At 72.8% G+C, this 25,461-nt stretch carries 25 protein-coding genes; 11 read left to right on the plus strand and 14 right to left on the minus strand.

What is annotated here, in order from left to right:
- Nucleotides 1-226: 226 nt before the first annotated feature.
- Nucleotides 227-466, plus strand: coding sequence for an LPXTG cell wall anchor domain-containing protein (locus ABZZ17_RS01285; protein WP_356870717.1), 240 nt, complete (start codon nucleotides 227-229; stop codon nucleotides 464-466).
- Between the two features lie 88 nt (nucleotides 467-554).
- Here the strand turns inward: ABZZ17_RS01285 and hutH are convergent, their stop codons facing one another.
- The 5 genes from hutH to ABZZ17_RS01310 form a co-directional block, all read right to left on the minus strand.
- Nucleotides 555-2,096, minus strand: a complete 1,542-nt coding sequence (gene hutH / locus ABZZ17_RS01290; RefSeq protein ID WP_356871120.1) for a histidine ammonia-lyase — start codon at nucleotides 2,094-2,096, stop codon at nucleotides 555-557.
- 99 nt (nucleotides 2,097-2,195) lie between these two features.
- A complete protein-coding gene (locus tag ABZZ17_RS01295; protein ID WP_356870719.1) occupies nucleotides 2,196-3,311 on the minus strand; it encodes a GGDEF domain-containing protein in 1,116 nt (371 codons plus the stop codon).
- 131 nt (nucleotides 3,312-3,442) lie between these two features.
- Entirely contained in the window at nucleotides 3,443-4,246 is an 804-nt protein-coding gene (locus ABZZ17_RS01300; protein WP_356871122.1) for an enoyl-CoA hydratase-related protein, read from the minus strand.
- Nucleotides 4,247-4,275: 29 nt separating this feature from the next.
- Nucleotides 4,276-5,433, minus strand: a complete 1,158-nt coding sequence (locus tag ABZZ17_RS01305) for an adenylate/guanylate cyclase domain-containing protein (protein WP_356870721.1) — start codon at nucleotides 5,431-5,433, stop codon at nucleotides 4,276-4,278.
- Between the two features lie 308 nt (nucleotides 5,434-5,741).
- On the minus strand, nucleotides 5,742-6,608 hold the full coding sequence (locus tag ABZZ17_RS01310) for a biotin--[acetyl-CoA-carboxylase] ligase (protein WP_356870723.1): 867 nt from the start codon (nucleotides 6,606-6,608) through the stop codon (nucleotides 5,742-5,744).
- 131 nt (nucleotides 6,609-6,739) lie between these two features.
- Here ABZZ17_RS01310 and ABZZ17_RS01315 point away from each other — a divergent pair, with 131 nt between their 5' ends.
- The 4 genes from ABZZ17_RS01315 (at nucleotide 6,740) to ABZZ17_RS01330 (ending at nucleotide 9,471) form a co-directional block, all read left to right on the plus strand.
- A complete protein-coding gene (locus tag ABZZ17_RS01315) occupies nucleotides 6,740-8,335 on the plus strand; it encodes an acyl-CoA carboxylase subunit beta (protein WP_356870725.1) in 1,596 nt (531 codons plus the stop codon).
- Nucleotides 8,336-8,356: 21 nt separating this feature from the next.
- Complete coding sequence (locus ABZZ17_RS01320) at nucleotides 8,357-8,569, plus strand: acyl-CoA carboxylase epsilon subunit (protein ID WP_356871124.1); 213 nt, start codon at nucleotides 8,357-8,359, stop codon at nucleotides 8,567-8,569.
- Nucleotides 8,570-8,656: 87 nt separating this feature from the next.
- Nucleotides 8,657-8,791 carry a hypothetical protein gene (locus tag ABZZ17_RS01325; RefSeq protein WP_319188909.1) on the plus strand — a complete coding sequence of 45 codons (135 nt, stop codon included), beginning with the start codon at nucleotides 8,657-8,659 and terminating at the stop codon, nucleotides 8,789-8,791.
- Between the two features lie 56 nt (nucleotides 8,792-8,847).
- A complete protein-coding gene (locus ABZZ17_RS01330) occupies nucleotides 8,848-9,471 on the plus strand; it encodes a nucleoside triphosphate pyrophosphatase (RefSeq protein WP_356870727.1) in 624 nt (207 codons plus the stop codon).
- On the opposite strand, the gene ABZZ17_RS01335 is transcribed toward ABZZ17_RS01330, so the two are convergent.
- Complete coding sequence (locus ABZZ17_RS01335; RefSeq protein WP_356870729.1) at nucleotides 9,452-9,916, minus strand: hypothetical protein; 465 nt, start codon at nucleotides 9,914-9,916, stop codon at nucleotides 9,452-9,454. The two genes, ABZZ17_RS01330 and ABZZ17_RS01335, sit on opposite strands and share 20 nt — an antisense overlap.
- Nucleotides 9,917-10,293: 377 nt before the next feature.
- On the opposite strand from ABZZ17_RS01335, the gene ABZZ17_RS01340 reads away from it, so the two are divergent.
- Nucleotides 10,294-12,054: a biotin carboxylase N-terminal domain-containing protein gene (locus tag ABZZ17_RS01340; RefSeq protein ID WP_356870731.1), complete on the plus strand. Its 1,761-nt coding sequence runs from the start codon at nucleotides 10,294-10,296 to the stop codon at nucleotides 12,052-12,054.
- 71 nt (nucleotides 12,055-12,125) lie between these two features.
- On the opposite strand, the gene ABZZ17_RS01345 is transcribed toward ABZZ17_RS01340, so the two are convergent.
- Nucleotides 12,126-13,085: a DeoR/GlpR family DNA-binding transcription regulator gene (locus ABZZ17_RS01345; RefSeq protein WP_356870733.1), complete on the minus strand. Its 960-nt coding sequence runs from the start codon at nucleotides 13,083-13,085 to the stop codon at nucleotides 12,126-12,128.
- Between the two features lie 187 nt (nucleotides 13,086-13,272).
- Nucleotides 13,273-14,712: an NAD(P)H-quinone dehydrogenase gene (locus tag ABZZ17_RS01350; RefSeq protein WP_356870735.1), complete on the minus strand. Its 1,440-nt coding sequence runs from the start codon at nucleotides 14,710-14,712 to the stop codon at nucleotides 13,273-13,275.
- A gap of 173 nt (nucleotides 14,713-14,885) precedes the next feature.
- Between ABZZ17_RS01350 and ABZZ17_RS01355 the strand changes: the two genes are divergently transcribed.
- The 3 genes from ABZZ17_RS01355 (at nucleotide 14,886) to ABZZ17_RS01365 (ending at nucleotide 17,961) form a co-directional block, all read left to right on the plus strand.
- Nucleotides 14,886-15,323 (plus strand): gamma-glutamylcyclotransferase, encoded by a 438-nt coding sequence (locus tag ABZZ17_RS01355; protein WP_356870737.1) that lies wholly within the window; start codon nucleotides 14,886-14,888, stop codon nucleotides 15,321-15,323.
- Between the two features lie 147 nt (nucleotides 15,324-15,470).
- Nucleotides 15,471-16,277, plus strand: a complete 807-nt coding sequence (locus ABZZ17_RS01360) for a purine-nucleoside phosphorylase (protein WP_356870739.1) — start codon at nucleotides 15,471-15,473, stop codon at nucleotides 16,275-16,277.
- Between the two features lie 28 nt (nucleotides 16,278-16,305).
- Nucleotides 16,306-17,961 (plus strand): phospho-sugar mutase, encoded by a 1,656-nt coding sequence (locus ABZZ17_RS01365; protein ID WP_356870741.1) that lies wholly within the window; start codon nucleotides 16,306-16,308, stop codon nucleotides 17,959-17,961.
- A gap of 91 nt (nucleotides 17,962-18,052) precedes the next feature.
- On the opposite strand, the gene ABZZ17_RS01370 is transcribed toward ABZZ17_RS01365, so the two are convergent.
- From ABZZ17_RS01370 to afsQ1, 3 genes are read right to left on the minus strand one after another with little or no spacing between them, the layout of a single operon-like run.
- Complete coding sequence (locus ABZZ17_RS01370; RefSeq protein WP_356870743.1) at nucleotides 18,053-18,697, minus strand: hypothetical protein; 645 nt, start codon at nucleotides 18,695-18,697, stop codon at nucleotides 18,053-18,055.
- The gene (locus ABZZ17_RS01375) at nucleotides 18,681-20,168 is read right to left on the minus strand and encodes a HAMP domain-containing sensor histidine kinase (RefSeq protein ID WP_356870745.1); all 1,488 of its coding nucleotides are present in this window, start codon (nucleotides 20,166-20,168) and stop codon (nucleotides 18,681-18,683) included. Before ABZZ17_RS01375 ends, ABZZ17_RS01370 begins: the two co-directional genes overlap by 17 nt.
- Nucleotides 20,165-20,842, minus strand: a complete 678-nt coding sequence (gene afsQ1 / locus ABZZ17_RS01380) for a two-component system response regulator AfsQ1 (RefSeq protein WP_180291024.1) — start codon at nucleotides 20,840-20,842, stop codon at nucleotides 20,165-20,167. The genes ABZZ17_RS01375 and afsQ1 overlap by 4 nt, the downstream gene beginning before the upstream one ends.
- 175 nt (nucleotides 20,843-21,017) lie before the next feature.
- Here afsQ1 and ABZZ17_RS01385 point away from each other — a divergent pair, with 175 nt between their 5' ends.
- On the plus strand, nucleotides 21,018-21,716 hold the full coding sequence (locus ABZZ17_RS01385) for a SigE family RNA polymerase sigma factor (protein WP_356870747.1): 699 nt from the start codon (nucleotides 21,018-21,020) through the stop codon (nucleotides 21,714-21,716).
- Nucleotides 21,717-21,857: 141 nt separating this feature from the next.
- Here the strand turns inward: ABZZ17_RS01385 and ABZZ17_RS01390 are convergent, their stop codons facing one another.
- Nucleotides 21,858-22,490 carry a hypothetical protein gene (locus ABZZ17_RS01390; RefSeq protein ID WP_356870749.1) on the minus strand — a complete coding sequence of 211 codons (633 nt, stop codon included), beginning with the start codon at nucleotides 22,488-22,490 and terminating at the stop codon, nucleotides 21,858-21,860.
- A 154-nt stretch (nucleotides 22,491-22,644) separates the two neighbouring features.
- Here ABZZ17_RS01390 and ABZZ17_RS01395 point away from each other — a divergent pair, with 154 nt between their 5' ends.
- Nucleotides 22,645-22,995, plus strand: coding sequence for a hypothetical protein (locus ABZZ17_RS01395; RefSeq protein WP_356870751.1), 351 nt, complete (start codon nucleotides 22,645-22,647; stop codon nucleotides 22,993-22,995).
- A 124-nt stretch (nucleotides 22,996-23,119) separates the two neighbouring features.
- Here ABZZ17_RS01395 and ABZZ17_RS01400 read toward each other — a convergent pair whose 3' ends face one another.
- Together ABZZ17_RS01400 and ABZZ17_RS01405 are read right to left on the minus strand one after the other, a co-directional pair.
- On the minus strand, nucleotides 23,120-24,016 hold the full coding sequence (locus ABZZ17_RS01400; protein WP_356870753.1) for an aldehyde dehydrogenase family protein: 897 nt from the start codon (nucleotides 24,014-24,016) through the stop codon (nucleotides 23,120-23,122).
- Nucleotides 24,009-25,454 carry an aldehyde dehydrogenase family protein gene (locus tag ABZZ17_RS01405; RefSeq protein WP_356870755.1) on the minus strand — a complete coding sequence of 482 codons (1,446 nt, stop codon included), beginning with the start codon at nucleotides 25,452-25,454 and terminating at the stop codon, nucleotides 24,009-24,011. Before ABZZ17_RS01405 ends, ABZZ17_RS01400 begins: the two co-directional genes overlap by 8 nt.
- Between the last annotated feature and the right edge of the window lie 7 nt (nucleotides 25,455-25,461).

Genomic DNA, 25,461 nt, shown 5'->3' on the forward strand with positions numbered 1-25,461 from the left:
CGTACCGGCTCGGCCGCACGGCCCGTCCCCTGCGCCACGAGGACCTGGCACTCCACCCGCACCCCTTTCCCTGACGCCGGCGCCCCCACGGCCCCCCCCCCCCCCCCCCCCCCCCCCCCCCCCCCCCCGGGCCCCCCCGGCCCCCCCCCCCCCCCCCCCCCCCCCCCCCCCCCCCCCCCCCCCGGCGGCCCCCCCCCCCCCCCCCGACTCCGCCAACACCGGCACCGTGAACGGCGGTGCCACGGAACCCGACGCCGGTTCCGGTTCAGATTCCGGTTCCGGCTCCGCATCGGACTCCGCGTCGGACTCCGCCTCCGACTCTGGCTCCGACGGAGCCACCGTCACCCTGTCCCTCGCCGACACCGGCAGCACGGACACCACCCCCTACGTCATGGGCGGCACCCTCTGCCTGGGCCTCGGCGCCGGGTTCGTCGCCTTCTCCGTACGCCGCTCCCGCGCCCTGTAGCAGCGCAGGAAACCCACAGACAGGAAGAAGGGCCGTGCCCCGGGGATCACTCCCCGGGCCACGGCCCTTCACTTCTGGCCGGGGCCCGTCAGGCGAGGGGACCCGTCACCGGCTCCACCGCCGCGACGAGGCCGCCCGCGCGGACGAACGCGTCGGCGGCGGCCAGGTCGGGGGCGAGGAAACGATCCGGCCCGGGACCCTGCACGCCCGCCGCGCGCGTCGCCTCGATGGCGGCCCGGCTGGCCGGCGCCGGGGTCAGGCCGTGGCGCAGTTCGATGGCCCGGGTGGCCGCGTACAGCTCGATCGCGATGATCCGGGTCAGGTTGTCGATCGCCGTGCGCAGCTTGCGCGCGGCCGACCAGCCCATGGAGACGTGGTCCTCCTGCATGGCGGAGGAGGGGATCGAGTCGGCGGACGCCGGAACCGCGAGCCGCTTCATCTCGCTGACCAGGGCGGCCTGCGTGTACTGGGCGATCATCAGACCGGAGTCCACGCCGGCGTCGTCCGCGAGGAACGGCGGCAGGCCGTGGCTGCGGTTCTTGTCGAGCAGCCGGTCGGTGCGCCGCTCGGCGATGGAGCCGAGGTCGGCGGCGGCGATGGCCAGGAAGTCCAGTACGTACGCGACCGGGGCCCCGTGGAAGTTGCCGTTGGACTCCACGCGCCCGTCGGGCAGGACCACCGGGTTGTCGACGGCGGCGGCCAGCTCGCGGGAGGCGACCAGGGCGGCGTGCGCCATGGTGTCCCGGCCGGCGCCCGCGACCTGCGGGGCGCAGCGCACCGAGTAGGCGTCCTGGACGCGCGGGGCGGACTCATCCTGGAAGTGCCCGGTCAGGCCGGAGCCGTTGAGCACGGCGGCCATGTTGGCGGCGGAGGCGCCCTGGCCGGGGTGCGGGCGGATGGCGTGCAGCTCGGGCTGGAGCACCTTCTCCGTGCCGAGCAGCGCCTCCAGGGTGAGGGCGGCCGTGATGTCGGCGGAGGTGTAGAGCGTGCCGAGGTCGGCGAGGGCCATGACCAGCATGCCGAGCATGCCGTCGGTCCCGTTGAGGAGGGCGAGGCCCTCCTTCTCGCGGAGCTCCACCGGCTCGATCCCGGCTTCGGCGAGCAGCTCGCCCGCCGGGCGGACGGTGCCGTCGGGGCCCTCGGCGTCGCCCTCGCCCATGAGCGCGAGCGCGCAGTGGGAGAGCGGCGCGAGGTCGCCGGAGCAGCCGAGGGAGCCGTACTCGTGGACGACGGGGGTGATCCCGGCGTTCAGCACGTCGGCCATGGTCTGGGCGACCGAGGGCCGCACGCCCGTGTGCCCGGAGGCCACGGTCTTCAGCCGCAGGAACATCAGGGCGCGCACGACCTCGCGCTCGACGCGCGGGCCCATGCCGGCGGCGTGCGAGCGGACGATGTTGCGCTGGAGCTGCGCGCGCAGCTCGGGGCTGATGTGCCGGGAGGCGAGGGCTCCGAAGCCGGTGGAGACCCCGTAGACGGGCTCGGGCTTGGCGGCCAGCGCGTCGACGATCTCGCGGGCGCGGCCGAGGGCGTCGAGCGCCTCGCCGGACAGCTCGACCCGCGCGTTGCCGCGGGCGACGGCGATGACGTCCTCGGCGGTGGTCCCGGACGTCCCCACCACGACAGTGTGCATATCCATATTCAGCACCCTACGGACTGAATCCCTTCATGTCACTAGCCGAGTTCGTCACGATCAAGCCCCACGACCACCCCTTACTTCACCCCGCCGGCCTCAGCCCCTGCCGCGGAAGCGCCGCCGCTCCCCCGGCTCCTCCCGGGCGGCCGCGTCGGCGAGCCGCACCACGGCGGTGTCGCGTCCCGCGACGACGGGCAGCGGCGAGCGGGCGGCCTTGGCCTTGTACTGGGCCGCGTCGGCGAGCCGGAACAGCCGCCGCGAGGACTTCACGAGCCCGATGGGGTCCCCGGTGGAGGCGACCCCGCAGGCCACGCCCTCCCCGAGTTCGAGGGCGGCGGCCCGCCGGCACACCTCCTCGGTGACGCGGACGACCTCGTCGGCGGACGGCCCGACGCTGACGAGGCAGAACTCGTCCCCGCCCAGGCGCGCCACCAGGGTCCCGGCCAGCATGGCCCCGCACAGGCTCAGGACGGACCCGAACCGTTCCAGCAGCCGGTCGCCCATGGCGTGGCCGAGGGTGTCGTTGACCTTCTTGAGCCCGTTGAGGTCGCAGACGACGAGGCTGACGACGGCCGCGGTCCGGCGGTGCTCCTCCAGGGCCTCGTCGAGCCGCATGTCCACGGCCCGCCGGTTGGCGAGCCCGGTGAGGGGGTCGGTGAAGGCGAGCCGCCGCGCCTCTTCGAGGCGTTCGTTCTGCGCGAGCCCGGCGGCGACGACGGCCGCGAGCACGGTCGCGAACTCGGCGTCGTCCTCGTCGAAGTCCGGCAGCCCCTCGTCCCGGGCGACGTACAGCTCCCCCCAGGCGCGGCCGCTGAGCACGACCGGAGCGACCACGCAGGTCCCGCGCCCGCGGCGGCGCAGGGCCTCGCCCCGCCGCCCGGGGCGGCTGCCGACGGCGCTCTCGACCCAGGCGTGGGGTCCGCCGCCGCCGGCCCAGCGTTCGTGGAGGAACTCGGTGATCTCCGGGAAGTCGTGCACGGGGTAGGACTCGTCCTCGGGGAACTCCTCCTCGCCGGCCCGCCGCTCCCCCTCGTTCACGAGGACCCGCAGCCGGCCCCGCTCGCGCTCCCAGGCGGAGATCGCGGCGAAGGAGCCGTCCATCGCCAGGCGCGCCCCGCGCGCGGCCGCCCGGACGCTGTCCCGCGGCGCGCAGGCGGCCGCCATGGCCTGCGCGAGGCCCACGACGGCTCGCAGCCGCCCGTCAACTCCCATCACCCCAGATTAGGGAGTTTTGTCCGAATCGGTGATGGCTGGTGCGGCATTCGGTGGCACGCGGTCACGAACCGTGACCGCGCCACCCGTCCCCGCCGGCGCCGGGCAGGCACGACTCCGGCGACGCGGCCTCACTGCCCGGGCCACTCCGGCTTGCGCTTCTCGTTGAACGCCGCCACGCCCTCGGCCCGGTCCCCGGAGAAGGCGACCGTGCGCCAGGCGGCGTCCTCGATCTCCAGCCCGGCCGCCAGGTCCATGCCGTGCCCCAGCCGCAGGGCCCGCTTGGCCGCGCGCAGCCCGACCGGGGAGTTCGCCGCCATCCGCGCGGCCAGCTCCAGGGCCCGCGTACGGTCCTCACCGGCCGGGGCCAGCGAGTCGACCAGCCCCAGGGCGAGGGCCTCCGCGGCCTCGACCCGGCGCGCCGTGAAGATCAGCTCGGCGGCCCGCGCCGCCCCGACCCGGCGCGGCAGCAGCTGCGTACCGCCACCGCCCGGGATCACGCCGACCGACACCTCGGGCAGGCCGACCACCGCCGTCTCGTCGGCCACGATCACGTCGCAGGCCAGCGCCAGCTCGAAGCCGCCGCCGAGCGCGAAGCCGTGCACCGCCGCGACCGTGGGCACCGGCAGTTCCAGCACGCCCCCGTACGCCCCGCGCGTGGTCGGCCGCTGCCGCACCAGCTCGGCGTCCGACAGCGAGTTGCGCTCCTTGAGGTCGGCGCCCACGCAGAACGCCCGCTCGTGCGTCGAGGACAGCACCACGACCCGTACGGAGGCGTCGGCGGCCAGCGCCGCGCACGCGGCCCCGATCGACCGGGCCATCTCCGTCGAGACGGCGTTCATCGCCTTGGGCCGGTCCAGCACCAGCTCGGCGACCACGCCGCCGTCGCCGTGGCGCCGCACCGCGACGAACTCCCCGTACCGGACCTCGTCCACAGCCACGCCACCCTCCCGGTTAACGAACGTTACGTCGGGATCTTAGGCGTCCGCCGCGTCAGCGACCAGGGCTCCACGACACCCAGCCCGCGGACCGGCCGCTGCCACATGGGCTGGAGCGCGAAGCGGTAGGTCCCGCCGCCCTCCTCCAGCTCCGCCGACTTCTCCGAGAGCGGCGCCGCGCCGACCCGGCCGAGCTCCTCGGCCATCGCCCCGTCCACCAGCACCGCGTCCTTCGGCGCTATGGAGGTGAGCCGGCTCGCCAGGTTCACCGTCGTCCCGAACACGTCGCCCATGCGGGTCGTCACCGTCCCGAAGGCGATGCCCACCCGCAGCTCGGGCATCTGCGGATCGGCCTCCATCGTCTCGATCAGCCGCAGCGCGATCTCCGCCGCCGTCGCCGCGTCGTCGGCGCAGTACAGCACCTCGTCGCCCAGCGTCTTGATCAGCCGGCCGCCGTGCGCCGCCACCAGGTCCGCCGCCGTCGTCTCGAAGGCCTCGACGAGCTCGCCGAGCTCCTCCTCCTCCAGCCGCCGCGTCAGCCGCGTGAAGCCGACCAGGTCCGCGAAGCCCACCGCGAGGCGCCGGTCGACCATCTCCTCGTCGTCCGCGACCTGCACGACCCGCCCCGTCGCCGCCGCCAGCTGGCGCCGCCACACGTAGACGAGGAACTCCTCCAGCTCCGGCAGCAGCAGCTCGACCAGCGGGTACGTGACCTCCGTACGCGTCATCCCCGGCTCGGGCGGCTCCGTCAGCCCCTCCAGGAAGGAATCGATCTGCCATTCGGCCAGACGGGCGGTCGTCTGCCCGGTGGACCGGGCCACCTGCACCGCCATCGGCTCGGACAGCAGCCCCGCCTCCACCAGACCCGCCAGACGCCGCAGCGCCAGTACGTCCGCCTCCGTCAGCGCCTTGGCCTGCCCGATGTCCGCGAAGCCCATGGCCCGCCAGAAGCGCGAGGCCAGCTCCATCGACACCCCGGCGCTGCGGGCGGCCTGGAAGGGCGTGTACCGGCGCTCGGCGCCCAGGATCAGCTGCTCCAGCCGGATGGCCAGCGGATCGGCCGTCGGCTGCGCCGTGTGGTCCACCTCGTGGTGCGGCGTGTGCTGGTCCCGCCCGATGGGGGTGCCGGGACCGCTCGCGGAACCGGACCCGGACGCGCTGGACGAAGAGCCGTCGACGGTCAAGGGCCGCCTCCTGTCCATTCCGTGCGCACTGCCGAACCGAGTGATCACCGGGAGGACCGGGATCGCCTAAACCATACGGCAGGTGTGCCGTACCTCACTCCCTCTCCGGAGGACGGGCTCCGGCATATTCACCCGGCGATCCGGCCCCGCCGGCGTCCGGGGCGCGGGGGCCCGTGGACGGAGCCCCCGGCAGCGGCGCCCCCGGCAACGGAGCCGCAGCCGCGGGGACGGCCGCCCCGCCCGGCCGGGCGACGGCCGCCCCCGACGCGACCCCGCGCCCGCCCCCGCCCGGCCGGGCGACGGCAAGGTCAGTGGACCGACCTCAGGTGCACCACGTCGCCCGCCCCCACCGCCTCCCGCTCGCCGTCGGCCGTACGGATCACCAGCCGCCCGTCCGCGTCGACCGCTTCGGCCGTTCCGGTGAGGGCCCGCCCGCCCGGCAGGTCCGCCCGCACGTGCTTGCCGAGGGTCGCGCAGCCCGCCGCGTACGCCTCCTGGAGCCCGCTCGCGCCCGGGTCGCCCCCGGCCTCGCGCCAGTTCCCGTACCACTGCTCCAGCGAGCGCAGCACGCTCTTCAGCAGCGGGTCCCGGTCCGTCGCCGAGGCCTTGGCCAGCAGCAGCGAGCCCGCGGCCGGTACGGGCAGCTCGTCCTCCGTCAGGGTGACGTTGAGGCCGATCCCCACGACCACCCCGTCCGCGACCCGCTCCGCGAGGATCCCGCCGGTCTTGCGCTCGTCACCGTCCACCGTGACCAGCAGGTCGTTGGGCCACTTGAGCGCGGTGTCCACGCCCGCCGCCCGGGACAGGCCGGCCGCGGTGGCCACCCCGGCCAGCAGCGTCAGCCACCCCCACCGCTCCTCGGGCACGGCCGGGCCCGGCTTGAGCAGGACGGAGAAGAACAGCCCCGACCGGGCCGGCGCCGTCCAGCTGCGGTCGAGGCGGCCGCGCCCCGCCGTCTGCTCCTCGGCGACGAGCACCGCCCCCTCGGGCAGCGCGGCGGCCCGCGCCGCGAGATCGGTGTTGGTGGACCCCGTGGCGGGGACGACCTCGAGGGAGGTCCACAGCCCGCCCTCGGTGACGAGGGCCCGCTGGAGGGCGGCGGCGTTGAGGGGAGGCCGGTCCAGGCTCGACCAGCGTCCCGCGGAAGCTCCGGATGAAGCATCTGATGGCGTCATGCAAGTCAATGTAGGTGTGTCAAACGCCGCACTGCCGAGCGCCATGCCCGCCGATACGCTACGCACCAGTAGCCAGCAGCAGTCAATCAATTGACCAGGCAGTTGACACCACACAGGGAGCCGCGACCCCGATGTCACAACCCTCAGAGCCGATCGACATCCACACGACCGCGGGCAAGCTCGCGGACCTGCGGCGCCGAGTCGAGGAAGCCACCCACGCAGGTTCCGAGCGAGCCGTGGAGAAGCAGCACGCCAAGGGCAAGCTGACGGCCCGTGAGCGGGTGGCACTGCTGCTGGACGAGGGGTCCTTCGTAGAGCTGGACGAGTTCGCCCGGCACCGCTCGACCAACTTCGGGCTGGAGAAGACCCGGCCCTACGGCGACGGCGTCGTCACCGGCTACGGCACGGTGGACGGCCGGCCCGTGGCCGTCTTCTCGCAGGACTTCACGGTCTTCGGCGGAGCCCTCGGCGAGGTCTACGGACAGAAGATCATGAAGGTCATGGACTTCGCGCTGAAGACCGGCTGCCCGCTCGTCGGCATCAACGACTCCGGCGGCGCCCGCATCCAGGAGGGCGTCAGCGCGCTCGGCATGTACGGCGAGATCTTCCGCCGCAACGTCCACGCGTCGGGCGTGATCCCGCAGATCAGCCTGGTCGTCGGCCCCTGCGCCGGCGGCGCGGTGTACTCCCCCGCGATCACCGACTTCACCGTCATGGTCGACCAGACCTCGCACATGTTCATCACCGGACCGGACGTCATCAAGACGGTCACCGGAGAGGACGTCGGCTTCGAGGAGCTCGGCGGCGCCCGCACCCACAACAGCACGTCCGGCGTCGCCCACCACATGGCGGGCGACGAGAAGGACGCCATCGAGTACGTCAAGTCCCTGCTGGCGTACCTGCCGTCGAACAACCTGTCCGAGCCGCCCGCCTTCCCCGAGGAGGCGGACACCGAGGTCTCCGGCACCGACCTGGAACTCGACGCGCTCATCCCGGACAGCGCGAACCAGCCGTACGACATGCACACCGTGATCGAGCACGTGCTCGACGACGCGGAGTTCCTGGAGACGCAGTCGCTGTTCGCCCCGAACATCCTCACCGGCTTCGGCCGCGTCGAGGGGCACCCGGTCGGCATCGTCGCGAACCAGCCGATGCAGTTCGCCGGCTGCCTCGACATCAACGCCTCCGAGAAGGCTGCACGATTCGTCCGGACGTGCGACGCTTTCAATGTCCCGGTGCTGACGTTCGTCGACGTACCGGGCTTCCTCCCCGGCACCGACCAGGAGTACAACGGAATCATCCGGCGCGGCGCCAAGCTGATCTACGCCTACGCCGAGGCCACCGTCCCCCTGATCACGGTCATCACCCGCAAGGCCTTCGGCGGGGCCTACGACGTCATGGGCTCCAAGCACCTCGGCGCGGACCTGAACCTGGCCTGGCCGACCGCCCAGATCGCCGTCATGGGCGCCCAGGGCGCGGTCAACATCCTGCACCGCCGCGCCATCGCCGAGGCGGAGGCCGCCGGCACCGCCGACGAGACCCGCGCACGGCTCATCACCGAGTACGAGGACGCCCTGCTCAACCCCTACACGGCGGCCGAGCGCGGCTACGTCGACGCGGTGGTCATGCCGTCCGAGACCCGCGCCCACGTGGTGAAGGGCCTGCGCCAGCTGCGCACCAAGCGGGAGTCCCTGCCCCCGAAGAAGCACGGCAACATCCCCCTGTAAGCCCCCGAGGAGGTCTCTGTGGTGATCAAGGTCGTCAAGGGCAATCCGACCCCCGAGGAGCTGGCCGCCGCACTGGCGGTGGTCCAAGCGCGCGCGGCGGCGCTGGCCTCGGCCCCGTCGGGCGCGCCCCGGGTACCGGACGAGTGGGCCGCACCCGCCCGGGTGGCCCGCCAGCGCGTACCGCGGCCCGGGCCGCGCGCGTGGGGCCGTACGTACTGGCCCGGCCAGGGCTGAGGCCCGGCCGAAGATGACGTGAACGGACGGTGGCGCCTGAGTACGAGTACTCAGGCGCCACTGCCGTACCGGCGCCAGGATCGGAACATGCTCTGGTCAGACCCGAAGGACGAGCCCCCGAAGGACATGCGGGACGCGCAGGCGATGCTCCGGCGGCTGCTCGTCGTCCTCGTCCTCGCGATGGTCGTGGGCGTGTACGTCCTCGGCGTCGCCCCGTTCTAGTGCCGTGACCGGCCGCGGCACCGTGCGGCCTCCGGGGCCGTCCTACGATGGCCCCCATGACCGCAACCCCTCTGCCCGGAAACCGGCGTCGCACGCTGGTCCTCGCCTCCGCCTCCCCCGCCCGGCTGAACCTGCTGCGGCAGGCCGGGCTCGCCCCGCACGTGATCGTCAGCGGCTTCGACGAGGACACGCTGAACCACGACAACCCGGCCGACCTGGCACTGGCCCTGGCCGAGGCCAAGGCCGCCGTCGTGGCGGGCCTCCAGGAGGCCGCGGGCGCCCTGGTGATCGGCTGCGACTCGGTGCTGGAGCTGGACGGCGAGGCGCTCGGCAAGCCGGCGGACCCCACGGAGGCCACCGCCCGCTGGAAGTCGATGCGGGGCCGGTCGGGCGTGCTGCGCACCGGGCACTGCGTGATCGACACGGCGGACGGCCGTCAGGTCTCGGCGACCGCCTCCACCACGGTCCGCTTCGGCGAGCCCACGGACGCGGAGGTGGCGGCGTACGTGGCGAGCGGGGAGCCGCTGCACGTCGCCGGCGCGTTCACCCTGGACGGCCTGTCGGCTCCGTTCATCGACGGCATCGACGGCGACCCCGGGAACGTGATCGGCCTGTCGCTGCCGCTGCTGCGCTCCCTGCTGGGCGAACTGGACGTGGCCATCACGGACTTGTGGGCCTGACCTCCCCGCGCGGCGCCGGGGGCGCCTGCGGCGGGCCGTCGGAGGCGTCCGCGGCGGGAGCGGCGTAGAGGATCAGGCTCAGGACCAGCAGGCACAGGACCAGCATCAGCGCGGCGAAGACCGTCCAGCCCGAGAGTCCGACCGACAGCGTGCCGAGCAACCCGTGGACGACGGCCGCGACGACGAGCACGACGCGGGCGAAGCGGCCGGGCGGCAGGTCCCGTACGGCGGCGACGGCGAGCAGGACGGCGCACAGGAGCAGGAACGCGCCGATGCCGGCGCCCATCACGTAGGTGGCCGTGGACATGAGCTCCGGGTCGCTGCCCGCGATGGACATCGACTGGTTCGCGGTGGTCCTGCCCAGCACGAGGTGGACGAGTACGAGCAGCGCCGCTTCCGCGACGAGCACGACCGCGGCCAGCCCGGCCACGAATCTGCGCAGCACGACGCCCCCATCCCCCACACGTCACAAGCGTGTTCGACGTCCTGGAGGCTACTAACGAGTAAACCTGCGGACAAGAGGCCGGGGCGGCTTCGTTACGGAGGCCCCCCGTGACGGCTCTCACGCAAAGAATGCATAGGCCGTTCGTAGGGACTCCACAAAGAATCAGCAGGGGCCGCTGACCCGGTGAACAGAGACCTCCGCCGTCCAACAGGGTTACTGTGCAGTCTGGGATCTCCCTGACCTGGGGCGACACAAGGGTTTTCAGACTCGAGCCTGCCTCGAATCACGCTCTGTGTGGGCAAGCTCACCTCTGGATCAGGGTCGAAAGGCCGTGTCGACTGTCCCTAAACTCAGCTTGTTTCAAGGAGGGAGCCATCGTGCGCAAGGTGCTCATCGCCAACCGTGGCGAAATCGCTGTCCGCGTTGCTCGGGCATGCCGGGATGCAGGGATCGCGAGCGTAGCCGTCTACGCCGATCCGGACCGGGATGCCCTGCACGTCCGCGCGGCAGACGAAGCTTTCGCGCTGGGCGGTGACACCCCGGCCGCCAGCTACCTCGACATCGCGAAGGTCCTGCAGGCCGCCGCCGACTCCGGGGCGGACGCCATCCACCCCGGCTACGGCTTCCTGTCGGAGAACGCCGACTTCGCCCAGGCCGTCATCGACGCGGGCCTCACCTGGATCGGACCGCCGCCGCAGGCGATCCGCGACCTCGGTGACAAGGTCGCCGCCCGCCACATCGCCCAGCGCGCCGGCGCCCCCCTGGTCGCCGGTACCCCCGACCCCGTCTCCGGGGCCGACGAGGTCGTCGAGTTCGCCAAGGAACACGGCCTCCCCATCGCCATCAAGGCCGCCTTCGGCGGCGGCGGCCGCGGCCTCAAGGTCGCCCGCACCCTCGAAGAGGTGCCGGAGCTCTACGACTCCGCCGTCCGCGAGGCCGTCGCCGCCTTCGGGCGCGGCGAGTGCTTCGTCGAGCGCTACCTCGACAAGCCGCGGCACGTCGAGACGCAGTGCCTCGCCGACTCCCACGGCAACGTCGTCGTCGTCTCCACCCGCGACTGCTCCCTCCAGCGCCGCCACCAGAAGCTGGTGGAGGAGGCCCCCGCGCCGTTCCTGTCGGAGGCGCAGAACGCCGAGCTGTACGCCGCGTCGAAGGCGATCCTGAAGGAAGCCGGCTACGTCGGCGCCGGCACCGTCGAGTTCCTCGTCGCCGCCGACGGCCTCATCTCCTTCCTGGAGGTCAACACCCGCCTCCAGGTCGAGCACCCCGTCACCGAAGAGGTCTCGGGCATCGACCTCGTCCGCGAGATGTTCCGCATCGCCGACGGCGAGGAACTCGGCTACGGCGACCCGGTCCTGCGCGGCCACTCCATCGAGTTCCGCATCAACGGCGAGGACCCGGGCCGCGGCTTCCTGCCCGCTCCCGGCACCGTCACCAAGTTCGAGCCGCCGTCCGGCCCGGGCGTGCGCCTCGACGCGGGCGTGGAGTCCGGTTCGGTCATCGGCCCGGCCTGGGACTCCCTGCTCGCCAAGCTGATCGTCACCGGTGCCACCCGCGAGCAGGCCCTCCAGCGGGCCGCCCGCGCCCTCGCCGAGTTCAACATCGAGGGCATGGCCACGGCCGTCCCGTTCCACCGCGCCGTCGTCACCGACCCGGCCTTCGCCCCGGCGGAAGGGCCCTTCACGGTCCACACCCGCTGGATCGAGACCGAGTTCGTCAACGAGATCAAGGCGTTCACGGCTCCGGCCGCGGAGGACACCGAGGACGAGCCCGGCCGCGAGACCGTCGTGGTCGAGGTCGGCGGCAAGCGCCTGGAGGTCTCCCTCCCGTCGTCGCTGGGCATGACCCTGGCCCGTACCGCCGCCGCGGGCGGTGCGAAGCCCAAGCGCCGCGCCGCGAAGAAGTCCGGCCCGGCCGCCTCCGGCGACACCCTCGCCTCCCCGATGCAGGGCACCATCGTCAAGATCGCCGTGGAGGAGGGCCAGCAGGTCAACGAGGGAGACCTGGTCGTCGTCCTCGAAGCCATGAAGATGGAGCAGCCGCTCAACGCGCACCGCTCCGGCACCATCGTCGGTCTGACCGCCGAAGTCGGCGCCTCCCTCACCTCCGGCGCCACCATCTGCGAGATCAAGGACTGACGTCCAAGACGCGCCGAACGCGAAGGCCCCGCCCGGTCCGCCCGGGCGGGGCCTTCGCGCATCCGCGTCCGTTACCGCCGGCGCAGGTCCGCGACCCTCGCCCGCTCACCGGGCTCGGCCATCGCGGCCGGCCTCAGGGCCCCGGGTCCGCCGCGCCGCTGGACCGGGAGGGGGGACTCCCGCCGGGGCCTGCGCCCCTGCATCCCGTCACCGCCCGCACCGCCGCCGGGACCCCCGCCGGAGGCCACCGCCGCGCCGGCCACGGTGATCTGGACGCCCTGGTCGGCCAGCGCCTGGAGCTCGGTACCCGCCCGGTCGTCGTGCGGGGGCGGCTCGTCGGTGACGAGGCGGGTCATGACGTCCGTCGGCACGGTCTGGAACATGGTGTCGGTGCCGAGCTTCGTGTGGTCGGCGAGGACCACCACCTCGGCGGCGGCCTGCACCAGGGCCCGGTCCACGCTCGCGGAGAGCATGTTGGAGGTGGACAGCCCGCGTTCGGCGGTCAGCCCGCTCCCGGACAGGAAGGCCCGCGAGACCCGCAGCCCCTGGAGGGACTGCTCGGCTCCGCTGCCGACGAGGGCGTAGTTGGAGCCGCGCAGGGTTCCGCCGGTCATCACCACCTCGACCCGGTTGGCGTGCGCGAGCGCCTGGGCGACGAGCAGCGAGTTGGTGACCACGGTCAGCCCGGGCACCCGCGCCAGCCGGCGGGCCAGTTCCTGGGTCGTGGTGCCCGCGCCGACGACGATGGCCTCGCCTTCTTCGACGAGCCCGGCCGCGACATCGGCGATGGCGGTCTTCTCCGCCGTGGCGAGATGGGACTTTTGCGGAAAGCCGGATTCCCGCGTGAAACCGCCCGGCAGTACCGCACCGCCGTGCCGGCGGTCGAGGAGTCCTTCTGCCTCCAGTGCCCGCACGTCCCGCCGTACGGTCACTTCGGAGGTCTGGACGACGCGGGCGAGCTCCCGGAGCGATACCGCTCCGTTGGCCCGCACCATTTCGAGGATCAATTGGCGACGTTCTGCAGCGAACACGAAACTGACAGTAACCCGGACGACCGTCTGCTTTCAGCTCCTTGCGCCGGAATACCGAAGTTGTCCGTAAAGCGGGTCGACAAGTGGTATACGCGGCCGGGTGGACCCTCGGCCCGCCGCGCCGCGCCCCCACCCCGTCCGGGCGCCCACCCCAACCCCCCTACGGGAAGGGGTGGTTGACGGTTCCTCAGGCCTCGCCGGCGGCCTTGCGCGTGTGCAGCTGGCGGGCGACCTCGGCGATCGAACCGGACAGCGAGGGGTACACGGTGAACGCGTTTGCGATCTGCTCGACCGTCAGGTTGTTGTCGACCGCGATCGAAATCGGGTGGATGAGCTCGCTCGCGCGGGGCGCGACGACCACGCCGCCGACCACGATGCCGGTGCCCGGGCGGCAGAACAGCTTCACGAAGCCGTCCCGGATGCCCTGCATCTTCGCGCGCGGGTTGCGCAGCAGCGGCAGCTTCACCACGCGGGCGTCGATCTTGCCGGAGTCCACGTCGGCCTGGGTGTAGCCGACGGTCGCGATCTCGGGGTCGGTGAAGACGTTCGAGGAGACCGTCTTCAGGTTGAGCGGGGTGACCGCGTCGCCGAGGAAGTGGTACATCGCGATCCGGCCCTGCATGGCGGCCACGGAGGCCAGCGCGAAGATGCCGGTGACGTCGCCGGCCGCGTACACGCCGGGCGAGGAGGTGCGGGAGACCTTGTCGGTCCAGATGTGCCCGGACTCCTTGAGCCGGACCCCGGACTCCTCCAGGTTCATGTCCTTGGTGTTCGGGATCGCGCCGACGGCCATCAGGCAGTGCGTGCCCGTGATGACGCGGCCGTCGGAGAGGGTGACCTCGACCCGGTCGCCGACCCGCTTGGCGGACTCGGCGCGGGAGCGGCCGACGACGTTCATGCCGCGGCGGCGGAAGACGTCCTCCAGGACGGCGGCCGCGTCCGGGTCCTCGCCCGGCAGCACGCGGTCGCGCGAGGACACCAGGGTCACCCGGGAGCCGAGGGCCTGGTACGCGCCGGCGAACTCGGCGCCGGTGACGCCGGAGCCGACGACGATGAGCTCCTCGGGGAGCTCCTCCAGGTCGTAGACCTGGGTCCAGTTGAGGATCCGCTCCCCGTCGGGCATCGCGTCCGGGATCTCCCGGGGGTGCCCGCCGGTGGCGATCAGGACGGCGTCGGCGGTCAGGATCGTCTCCGTGCCGTCGGCCGCGGTGACGATGACGTCGCGCGTGCCGTCGATGCCCTGCGGGCCGCCGAGCTTGCCGCGGCCGCGCATGACGCGGGCGCCGGCCCGGGTCACGGAGGCGGTGATGTCGTGGGACTGGGCGAGCGCGAGGCGCTTGACGCGCCGGTTCACCTTGCCGAGGTCGACGCCCACGACGCGCGCGGCCTGCTCGATGTGCGGGGTGTCGTCCGCGACGACGATCCCCAGTTCCTCGTACGACGAGTCGAAGGTCGTCATGACCTCGGCGGTCGCGATGAGGGTCTTCGAGGGCACGCAGTCGGTGAGCACCGACGCCCCGCCCAGACCGTCGCAGTCGACGACGGTCACCTCCGCGCCGAGCTGGGCCCCCACCAGGGCCGCTTCATACCCGCCGGGTCCGCCGCCGATGATCACGATCCGGGTCACGAAAAGTCCGCCTCACGTCTACCCGGCCGGCTGCCGCCCCGGCCGGCGTTCCGGGGGGTCTCCCCGGGGGATGCATTCCGTGCTCCATTGTCCCGCACGCTTCAAGGTGCTTCGCCCCCGGTCCCGCCATCCGGGCACGCGTGCCGGGCCGCCCCTCCCGTACCCTCGAGCTCATGTCGCTCTACGCCGCGTACGCCGGCAACCTCGACCCGCGGCTGATGACGCGCCGCGCTCCGCATTCGCCGCTGCGCGGCACGGGCTGGATCAACGACTGGCGGCTGACCTTCGGCGGCGAGCAGATGGGGTGGGAGGGCGCCCTCGCCACGGTCGTCGAAGCCCCCCGCCACCAGGTCTTCGTCGCCCTCTACGACATCGCCCCGCTGGACGAGGAGTCCATGGACCGGTGGGAGGGCGTCGGAATGGACATCTACCGCCGGATGCGGGTGCGCGTGCACACGCTGGACGGCGAGGAGGCGGCCTGGGTGTACGTCCTCAACGGCTACGAGGGCGGCCTGCCCTCGGCGCGCTACCTGGGTGAGATCGCCGACGCCGCCGAGTCCGCGGGCGCCCCGCACGACTATGTGATGGAACTCCGCAAGCGCCCCTGCTGAGCCCTCCCGCAGCGGCTCCTCCCCGCCACGTCCCGGGCCCCGCAAGGGCCGGCGGGGACGATTCGGCGGAAACGACAAGGCAACGATCCGAACACCGTGAGCTGTGCCATCTACGCGCGTAGGCCGAGAGCGGCTACGCTCGTCGGCGTGAACGCATCTGTTACCGACCCCTTCGCCGCCGCCGACGCCGCCGCCACCCGCCTGCGCGAGCTGACCGGCGTCGATTCCCACGATGTCGCCCTCGTCATGGGCTCCGGCTGGGCCCCCGCCGCAGAGGCGCTCGGCGCCCCCGAGGCCGAGTTCCCGGTCACCGAGCTGCCCGGCTTCCCGCCCCCGGCCGTCGAAGGCCACGGCGGCAAGATCCGCTCGTACAAGATCGGCGACAAGCGCGCGCTGCTCTTCCTCGGCCGGACCCACTACTACGAGGGCCGCGGCGTCGCCGCCGTCGCCCACGGCGTCCGCACGGCCGTCGCGGCCGGCTGCAAGACCGTCGTCCTGACCAACGGCTGCGGCGGTCTGCGCGAGGGCATGAAGCCCGGCCAGCCCGTCCTGATCAGCGACCACCTCAACCTGACGGCCACCTCGCCGATCGTCGGCGCGAACTTCGTCGACCTCACCGACCTGTACTCGCCGCGCCTGCGCGCGATGTGCAAGGACATCGACGCCTCCCTCGAAGAGGGCGTCTACGTGCAGTTCCCCGGCCCGCACTACGAGACCCCGGCCGAGATCAACATGATCCGCGTCATGGGCGCCGACCTGGTCGGCATGTCCACCGTGCTGGAGGCCATCGCCGCCCGTGAGGCCGGCGCCGAGGTGCTCGGCATCTCCCTGGTCACCAACCTGGCGGCGGGCCTGTCCGGCGAGCCGCTGAACCACGAAGAGGTCCTCCAGGCCGGCCGCGACTCGGCCGCCCGCATGGGCACGCTGCTGACGCAGGTCCTCGCCCGCATCTGATCGACGTACGAGAGGTAAGGCGGAAGCAGTGCAGGAACAGGACGACCTGATCACCCGGGCGCAGGCCTGGCTGGCCGAGGACCCCGACCCCGAGACGGCGGCCGAGCTCGGCCGGCTCGTCGAGGCGGGCGACACGGCGGAACTCGCGGACCGTTTCTCCGGCACGCTCCAGTTCGGCACCGCCGGACTGCGCGGCGAGCTCGGCGCCGGCCCGATGCGGATGAACCGTGCCGTGGTCATCCGGGCCGCGGCGGGCCTCGCGGCCTACCTCAAGGCCCAGGGCCACGCCGGCGGCCTGGTCGTCGTCGGCTACGACGCCCGCTACAAGTCGGCGGACTTCGCCCGTGACACCGCCGCCGTGATGACCGGTGCCGGACTGCGCGCGGCCGTACTGCCCCGGCCGCTGCCCACGCCGGTCCTCGCGTACGCCATAAGGCACCTGGGCGCCGTCGCCGGCGTCGAGGTGACGGCGAGCCACAACCCGCCGCGGGACAACGGTTACAAGGTCTACCTCGGCGACGGCTCCCAGATCGTGTCCCCGGCGGACGCCGAGATCGCGGCGGAGATCGACCGGATCGAGGCCCTCGCCTCCGTCCCGCGCCCCGAAGCCGGCTGGCAGGACCTCGGCGACGAGGTCCTGGAGGCCTACCTGGAGCGTACGGACGCCGTCCTGACCCCGGGTTCCCCCCGGGGCGTGCGGACCGTCTACACGGCCATGCACGGCGTCGGCAAGGACGTCGTCATGGCGGCCTTCGCCCGGCACGGGTTCCCCGAGCCGGTGCTCGTCGCCGAGCAGGCGGAGCCGGACCCGGCCTTCCCGACGGTCGCCTTCCCCAACCCGGAGGAGCCGGGCGCGATGGACCTGTCCTTCGCGAAGGCCGCCGAGACGGACCCGGACATCGTGATCGCCAACGACCCGGACGCCGACCGCTGCGCGGTGGCCGTCCCGGACGCGACGGCGGCCACGGGCTGGCGCATGCTGCGCGGCGACGAGGTCGGCGCGCTGCTGGCGGCGCACCTGGTGCACAAGGGCGCCCGGGGCGTCTTCGCGGAGTCCATCGTGTCCTCCAGCCTGCTGGGCCGGATCGCCGAGGCCGCGGGCGTGGGCTACGAGGAGACCCTGACGGGCTTCAAGTGGATCTCCCGCGTCGAGGGCCTGCGCTACGGCTACGAGGAGGCGCTCGGCTACTGCGTGGACCCCGAGGGCGTCCGCGACAAGGACGGCGTCACCGCCGCCCTGCTGGTGGCGGAGCTGGCCTCCGAGCTCAAGGAGCAGGGCCGCACCCTGACCGACCTGCTGGACGACCTGGCGCTGGCCCACGGCCTGCACGCCACCGACCAGCTGTCGGTCCGCGTCTCCGACCTGTCGGTGATCGCCTCGGCGATGGCCGCGCTGCGCGCGGAGCCCCCGGTGTCCCTGGCGGGCCTGCGGGTCGTCTCGGCGGAGGACCTGTCGGTCGGTTCGGCCGCGCTGCCGCCCACGGACGGCCTGCGGTACCACCTCGACGGCGACTACAAGGCCCGGGTGATCGTCCGCCCGTCGGGTACGGAGCCGAAGCTGAAGTGCTACCTGGAGGTCGTCGTCCCGGTCGAGGACGCCTCCGACCTCGCCCCGGCCCGCGGCCGCGGCCAGGGCGTCCTGGACGCGATCAAGAAGGACCTGTCGGCCGCCGCCGGGATCTGATCCCTTCCGCGCGCCGCCCGTCCGTACGGGGCTAAGGCCCCCCGAGCTCCGGCCCGGGGGGCCTTTCCCGTACGCGGGGACGCGCGGGCGCTCAGGAAGCCGAGGGGGACGGGCCCGGGGTGGGGCGGACCAGCTCGCCCAGCGTCGGCACCGACTCCGGGCGGGAGCGGACGGCGTCCGTGCACTCCCAGGCGCGCGGCGGATCCGCGTCGGGCCCGCCCAGCACCACCGGACCGGGCCCGGCCGAGATGGCGTCGCTGCCGGCCAGCGTGCACACGATCTGCGACAGCGCCACCGGCGGCAGGTCCTCCGGCTTGCGGCTCAGCCTGACGGTGCCCGCCGGGTCGCCCGTCCGCGGCGGGGCGGCCGTCAGCCCGTCCCTGACCCCGCTCGTGAAGCCGGCGTCCCGCTCCTCCGCCGAGAGCGGCCGCTCCAGCTGTTCCAGCAGCGCCTGGGCGACCAGGACCTCCGCGTCCCGGACCGGCCTCTTCTCGGGCACCGGAACGATCCGCTCCACGCCCACCAGCTGCGAGCCGCACACCAGTTCCACCGTGGCCCGGAAGCCCTGCACCCCGCTCTGCCCCTCCGGCCGCTCCGGGGTGTCGCAGGACACCCGCGAGGGCGCCGCCCCCACGTCCACCGGCACGGTCGTCGCCCGGATCCCGCACGCGGAGGTCCCGCCCAGCAGCAGCGCCGCCACGACCCCCGGCAGGACCGCCCTACGCGTCCACGTCACCCGTACTCACCTTCCCCACGTCCCCCGGCAGCCGCAGGGTGAAGACGGCCCCGCCGTCCGCCCCGTTCTCGGCCGTGATGTCGCCGCCGTGGATGTGCGCGTTCTCCATGGCGATCGACAGGCCCAGCCCGCTGCCGTCCGACTTCGGCCGGGACGCGCTCGCCTTGTAGAACCGGTCGAAGACGTGCGGCAGGACTTCCTCGGGGATGCCCGGCCCGTTGTCCTTGACGGTCACCACCAGCCAGTCGTCCTCGACGGCCACCGACACCCGCACCGGCGAACCGCCGTGCTTGAGCGCGTTGCCGATCAGGTTGGCCAGGATCACGTCGAGCCGCCGCGGGTCGAGCCGCGCCACGATCCCCCGCCCGGCGTCGAGTTCCACCGCGTCCAGCCACGCCCGCGCGTCGATGCACGCCGTGACCTGGTCGGCGACGTTCACGTCGTCCAGCACCAGCCGCGCCGTCCCCGCGTCGAAGCGGGTGACCTCCATCAGGTTCTCCACCAGGTCGTTCAGCCGCCGGGTCTCGCTCACCACGAGGCCCACCGCCGGCGCGATCATCGGGTCGAGGTCGTCGACCTCTTCCTCCAGCACCTCGGCGACCGCGGTCAACGCCGTCAGCGGGGTGCGCAGTTCGTGCGACATGTCGGCGACGAAGCGGCGGCTGGCCTCCTCGCGCGCGCTCATGTCGGCGACCTTCTTCTCCAGCGCCTCCGCCGTCTTGTTGAACGTGTGGGAGAGGTCGGCGAGTTCGTCCGTGCCCGACACGTCGAGCCGGTGGTCCAGTTCGCCCTCGCCGAGCCGGCGCGCCGCGTCCCCGAGCCGCTGGATGGGCTTCAGCACCGTCCGGGCGGCCGCCTGCGCGAGGAGCGCGGAGCCGAGCAGGGCCAGTCCCGTGGCGATCGTCAGCGACCAGCCGAGCGCGTTGAGGTCGTCCCGTTCCGTGGCCAGCGACTTGTACATGTAACCGGTCGGCCCGCCGCCCACGATCCGCGTCCCGCCCACCAGGTACGGGTTGCCCTGGGGCTTCGTCCGCTGCCAGTACATGTGGTACTCGGCGTCGTTGGCGGCCGTGGTCTTCTGCCGGTCGTTCACGGCGTGCTGGAGGGACTTCGGTACGTCGTTCAGCCCGAAGGAGGCCGCCCCCGCCGCGCCGAACACCTTCCGGCCGTCCTTGCGCTCGTGGACCAGCAGCACGCTGTAGCCGGGGCTGCTGCCCGCCATCAGCTCGGCGGCCCGCTGCATCTCCTCCGGCGTCGGCTCGGCGGGCAGCGCGGCGGCCCGGAGCTGCATCTCCTGGCGGAAGTCCCCGAGGGCCGCGTCCTGGGTACGGGTGAGCACGGCCTCGCGGTTGAGCCAGTAGGCGATCCCGGAGGCCGATACGGCGGCCGTCAGCGCGACCAGGGCGAACACGACGAGGAGCCGCAGCCGCAGGCTGGTCCAGCGCCTGCCCGCGAACAGGGCTCGGATCACTGCGGTGAGTCCAGCCGGTAGCCGACGCCGCGGACGGTACGGATCAGGGTGGGCGAGGAGGGCACTTCCTCGACCTTGGCGCGGAGCCGCTGCACGCAGGCGTCGACGAGCCGCGAGTCACCGAGGTAGTCGTGCTCCCAGACCAGGCGCAGCAACTGCTGGCGCGAGAGGGCCTGGCCGGGCCGGCGGCTGAGTTCGAGCAGCAGCCGCAGCTCGGTCGGGGTGAGCTGGAGGTCCTCGCCGTTCTTCGTCACCGTCATCGCGGCCCGGTCGATGACCAGGGAGCCGAAGACGGCGGAGTCGCTCGCCTCGCGTTCCCCGCGGCGCAGGACGGCGCGGATCCGGGCGTCGAGCACCCGGCCCTGGACGGGCTTGACGACGTAGTCGTCGGCTCCCGACTCCAGGCCCACGACGACATCGATGTCGTCGCTGCGCGCGGTGAGGAGGATGATCGGCAGCTGGTCGGTGCGGCGGATCCGCCGGCACACCTCGAAGCCGTCGATCCCGGGCAGCATCACGTCGAGCACGATCAGGTCCGGCCGCTGCTCGCGCAGCAGTTTCAGGCCGTCCTCGCCCGTCGCCGCGGTGGCCACACGGTGGCCCTGGCGTGACAGGGAGAGTTCGAGGGCCGTGCGGATGGCGTCGTCGTCCTCGATCAGCAACAGGAAAGGCACGCGCTCATTCTGTCCCATCGCCCGTCGGGACTTCGACCGTCGGGCGCCGTGGATCGGGCCACGGACCGCTGTGACAGGCCTGTGACAGTCGAAGGACACCCCGGTTATGTCCGGCGGGCAGTCTTCTGTCATCGAACCAACGGACCGAAGCAGACTCCACGACGGGGGGCGCGAGATGAACACGCTGCACAGCACCACGACCAGCGCGGTTGTCACGCGGCTGCACGATGTGAACCGCCGGGCGGGTGTCCGTACGGCGCCGGTCGCCCGTCCGCGGCCGGTGCACGTCACAGCCATTGACGCGAACCAGTACCAGGCGGTTCCCGCCGCACCGCGAACTCCTTCCTCCGCTTCGGAGGCCGAGTTCACGGCGTACGTGCAGGAGCGCCGCGCGGCCCTCTTCGCGACGGCCTTCCACCTCACCGGTGACCGTCACGAGGCCGAGGACCTGCTGCAGAGCGCGCTGTTCTCCACGTACCGCGCCTGGGACCGGATCAGCGACAAGGCGGCCGTCGGCGGCTACCTGCGGCGCACGATGACGAACCTGCACATCAGCGCGTGGCGGCGGCGCAAGCTCAACGAGTACCCGACCGAGGAGCTGCCGGAGACGGCCTCCGACACGGACGCGATGCGCGGTACGGAGCTCCGCGCGGTGCTCTGGCAGGCGCTGACCCGCATCCCGGAGCCGCAGCGCACGATGCTGGTGCTGCGCTACTACGAGGGCCGCACCGACCCGGAGATCGCGGAGATCCTGGGCATCAGCGTCGGCACGGTGAAGTCGAGCATCTGGCGGTCGCTGCGGCGGCTGCGGGACGACGAGGCGCTGAGCTTCGGACGTGACGAGGCGGAGTCCTTCGGGGAGCTCGTCGCGTAACACAGACCATGGGCCAGGGGGTCCGTCCTACGGGGGTGGGACGGAGGCCTGCGGGGGGAAGAGGCGGGATCAAGCGGTCGGGGGTCCGCGTGATCCCGCCTCTTCGTATGTCCGGCTGCGCGTGTCCGAGGGGGGACCGGGTCAGGCCGGGGTGGTCGCGGTGCGGTGGCGGCCCGCCGCGGCCGCGGCCAGGCGGCCGAGGGCCTCGTCGCGGCCGCAGGCGTGGGCGCCGAGGGCGGTGTGCCGGGCGACGATGCCGCGCTCGGAGCGCATCAGGCGCCAGCCGCGGCGCAGCAGGAACGGCAGGGACTTGCGGCCCTCGCGCAGGTCGCGTGCCAGCCGGCGGCGGAAGGTGGTCGAGGGGCGGCCGCGCAGGCAGATCGCGTCGGCGAGGAGACCCAACTCCTGGCAGCGGGCCACGACGTCGGCGGCGAAGATGCCCTCCGCGATGAACAGCGGGGTCCGCGCTATGTCCAGGGTCTCGGTGCCGGTCCGCGAAGAGGTCGCGATGGAGTACTCCGGCACCTGCGTGCGGCCCGTGGCGCAGAGTTCCGCGATGGCCGCGACGGCGGCGTCCGCGTCCCACGAGAGCGGGGAGTCCCAGTCGATGTCGGAGCTGCCCCCGACCAGCGGGAGGGTCGGGTCGGTGCCCTCCTTGTAGAAGTCGTCCAGGCGCAGTACGGGCAGCCCCGAGCGGGCCGCGAGCGAGGACTTGCCGGATCCCGAGGGTCCGGTCAGCAGCACGACGCGCGTAGGCAGAGGAGAGCAGCTCACGGGAGACCAGTGTGAGGCATGACCGGGCGTAACGGCACACCCGTGACGGCCCCTGCGACAACCCTCACACGGCGGCCGGGCCGCCGGTTGGAATCGGGGAACCCGCCTCGACTACCCTGTGTGCGCACGCGACTACGACCACAGGCGGGAACCCATGGCACGTCACGCAGCTCCCACCCCTCCGAAGCGCCTCCGGGCCGCCGGTCTGACCCTGTCCATGGCCGGGGCGGCCCTGGCCATGGCGGCCGGCGGGGCCCAGGCCGGTGAACTCTCCGTCCCGGCGGCGCTGGCGGGGGTGACCGACCCGGTCACGAACCTGAAGGTGAACCCCCTCGCGAACACCGGCGTGGACCCCCTCGACAACGGCGTCGCCACGCAGGTCGCGGACTTCCCGTCCGTCGGCACGGGCATGGTGACGGGCGCCCTGACCAAGGGCCCGTCCGTCGGCGAACTGCCCACGGCGGCGGTGTCCTCGCTGCTGGGACCGGTGCTCCCGAAGGCCTAGTGCCGTGGCCGGGAAGGGCGGTGGACCTCTCCGGCCACGGCACTGGTTCCGTGGGCACGGGAAGGCCCCGACAGCGCGGGGGTCGCTGCCGGGGCCGGTTCATGAGCGGGTGCCGCCCGTACGTCTAGTACGAGGAGCCGCCCGCGCCGAGCGAACCCGTCGGGTGCCAGACCGTCTTGGTCTCCAGGAAGGCGGTCATGCGCGCCGTGCCCGGGTCGGCGCTCCAGTCGTCCACAGGCTGTGGACGCAGGACGCGCTTGAGGTTGTCGGCCGCCGCGATCTCCAGTTCCTTGGCGAGGGCCGCGTCGGCGCCCGCCAGGTCGATCGCGTTGACGTCCTGGTGGGACGCCAGGTGCGGGCCCATCTCGGAGGCCTTGCCGGACAGGATGTTGACCACGCCGCCGGGCAGGTCGGAGGTGGCCAGCACCTCGCCCAGGGACAGGGCGGGGAGCGGGGCCTTCTCCGAGGTGATCACGACGGCGGTGTTGCCGGTCGCGATGACCGGGGCGATCACCGAGACGAGGCCCAGGAAGGACGAGTCCTGCGGGGCCACGACCGTGACCACACCGGTCGGCTCGGGGGTGGAGAGGTTGAAGAACGGGCCCGCGACGGGGTTGGCGCCGCCGACGATCTGGCCGATCTTGTCGGTCCAGCCGGCGTACCAGACCCAGCGGTCGATGGCCGCGTCGACGACGACGGCCGCCTTCGACTTGGACAGGCCCTCGGCCTCGCCGACCTCGCGGACGAACTGCTCCCGGCGGCCCTCCAGCATCTCGGCGATGCGGTAGAGGATCTGGCCGCGGTTGTAGGCGGTCGCGCCCGACCAGCCGCTGAAGGCCTTCCGGGCCGCGACGACCGCGTCACGGGCGTCCTTGCGGGAGGAGAGCGGGGCGTTGGCCAGCCACTTGCCCTTGGAGTCCGTCACTTCGTACACCCGGCCGCTCTCGGAGCGGGGGAACTTCCCCCCGACGTACAGCTTGTAGGTCTTGAAGACGTTCAGACGCGTCGCGGACTCAGACATCGAGGTACCCCTCCAGGCCGTGGCGACCGCCTTCGCGGCCGAAGCCCGATTCCTTGTATCCGCCGAAGGGCGAGGTCGGGTCGAACTTGTTGAACGTGTTGGCCCACACGACACCGGCGCGGAGCTTGTTCGCGACCGCCAGGATGCGCGAACCCTTCTCCGTCCAGATGCCGGCGGAGAGGCCGTACTGGCTGTTGTTGGCCTTGGCGACGGCCTCGTCCGGGGTGCGGAACGTCAGCACGGACAGGACCGGGCCGAAGATCTCGTCGCGGGCGACGGTGTGCGCCTGGGTGACGTTCGTGAAGAGCGTCGGGGCGAACCAGTAGCCGGCGGACGGCAGCTCGCACGCCGGGGACCAGCGCTCGGCGCCCTCGGCCTCGCCGGTCTCGGCGAGCGCCGTGATCCGGGCGAGCTGCTCGGCGGAGTTGATCGCGCCGATGTCGGTGTTCTTGTCGAGCGGGTCGCCCAGGCGCAGCGTGGAGAGGCGGCGCTTGAGGGAGTCGAGGAGCTCGTCGTGGATCGACTCCTGGACCAGCAGGCGGGAGCCCGCGCAGCAGACCTGGCCCTGGTTGAAGAAGATGCCGTTGACGATGCCCTCGACGGCCTGGTCGATGGGGGCGTCGTCGAAGACGATGTTGGCGCCCTTGCCGCCCAGCTCCAGGGTGACCTTCTTGTCGGTGCCGGCGACGTGGCGGGCGATCTTCTTGCCCACGGCGGTCGAGCCGGTGAAGGCGACCTTGTTGACGTCCGGGTGCTCGACGAGGGCGGCGCCCGCGTCGCCGTAGCCGGTCAGGATGTTGACGACGCCCTTGGGCAGGCCGGCCTGGCGGCAGATGTCCGCGAAGAACAGCGCCGAGAGGGGGGTCGTCTCCGCCGGCTTGAGCACGACCGTGTTGCCGGTGGCGAGCGCCGGGGCGATCTTCCACGCCAGCATGAGGAGGGGGAAGTTCCAGGGGATGACCTGGCCCGCCACGCCCAGCGGGCGGGGGTTGGCGCCGTAGCCCGCGTGGTCGAGCTTGTCGGCCCAGCCGGCGTAGTAGAAGAAGTGCGCGGCGACCAGGGGGAGGTCCGCGTCGCGGGTCTCCTTGATCGGCTTGCCGTTGTCCAGGGTCTCCAGGACGGCCAGCTCGCGGCTGCGCTCCTGGATGATCCGGGCGATGCGGAAGAGGTACTTGGCGCGCTCGGAGCCGGGCAGCGCGGACCACTTCTCGAAGGCCTTGCGGGCGGCCTTGACGGCACGGTCGACGTCGGCGGCGCCCGCCTGGGCGATCTCCGCCAGCACCTCCTCGGAGGACGGCGAGACGGTCTTGAAGACCTTGCCGTCCGCGGCGTCGGTGAACTCGCCGTCGATGAAGAGGCCGTAGGAGGGGGCGATGTCGACGACCGAGCGGGACTCGGGGGCCGGCGCGTACTCGAATGCGGATGACTGCATCTTCATGTCCATG

The sequence above is a fragment of the Streptomyces sp. NPDC006512 genome, assembly GCF_040611935.1.
GTDB lineage: Bacteria > Actinomycetota > Actinomycetes > Streptomycetales > Streptomycetaceae > Streptomyces.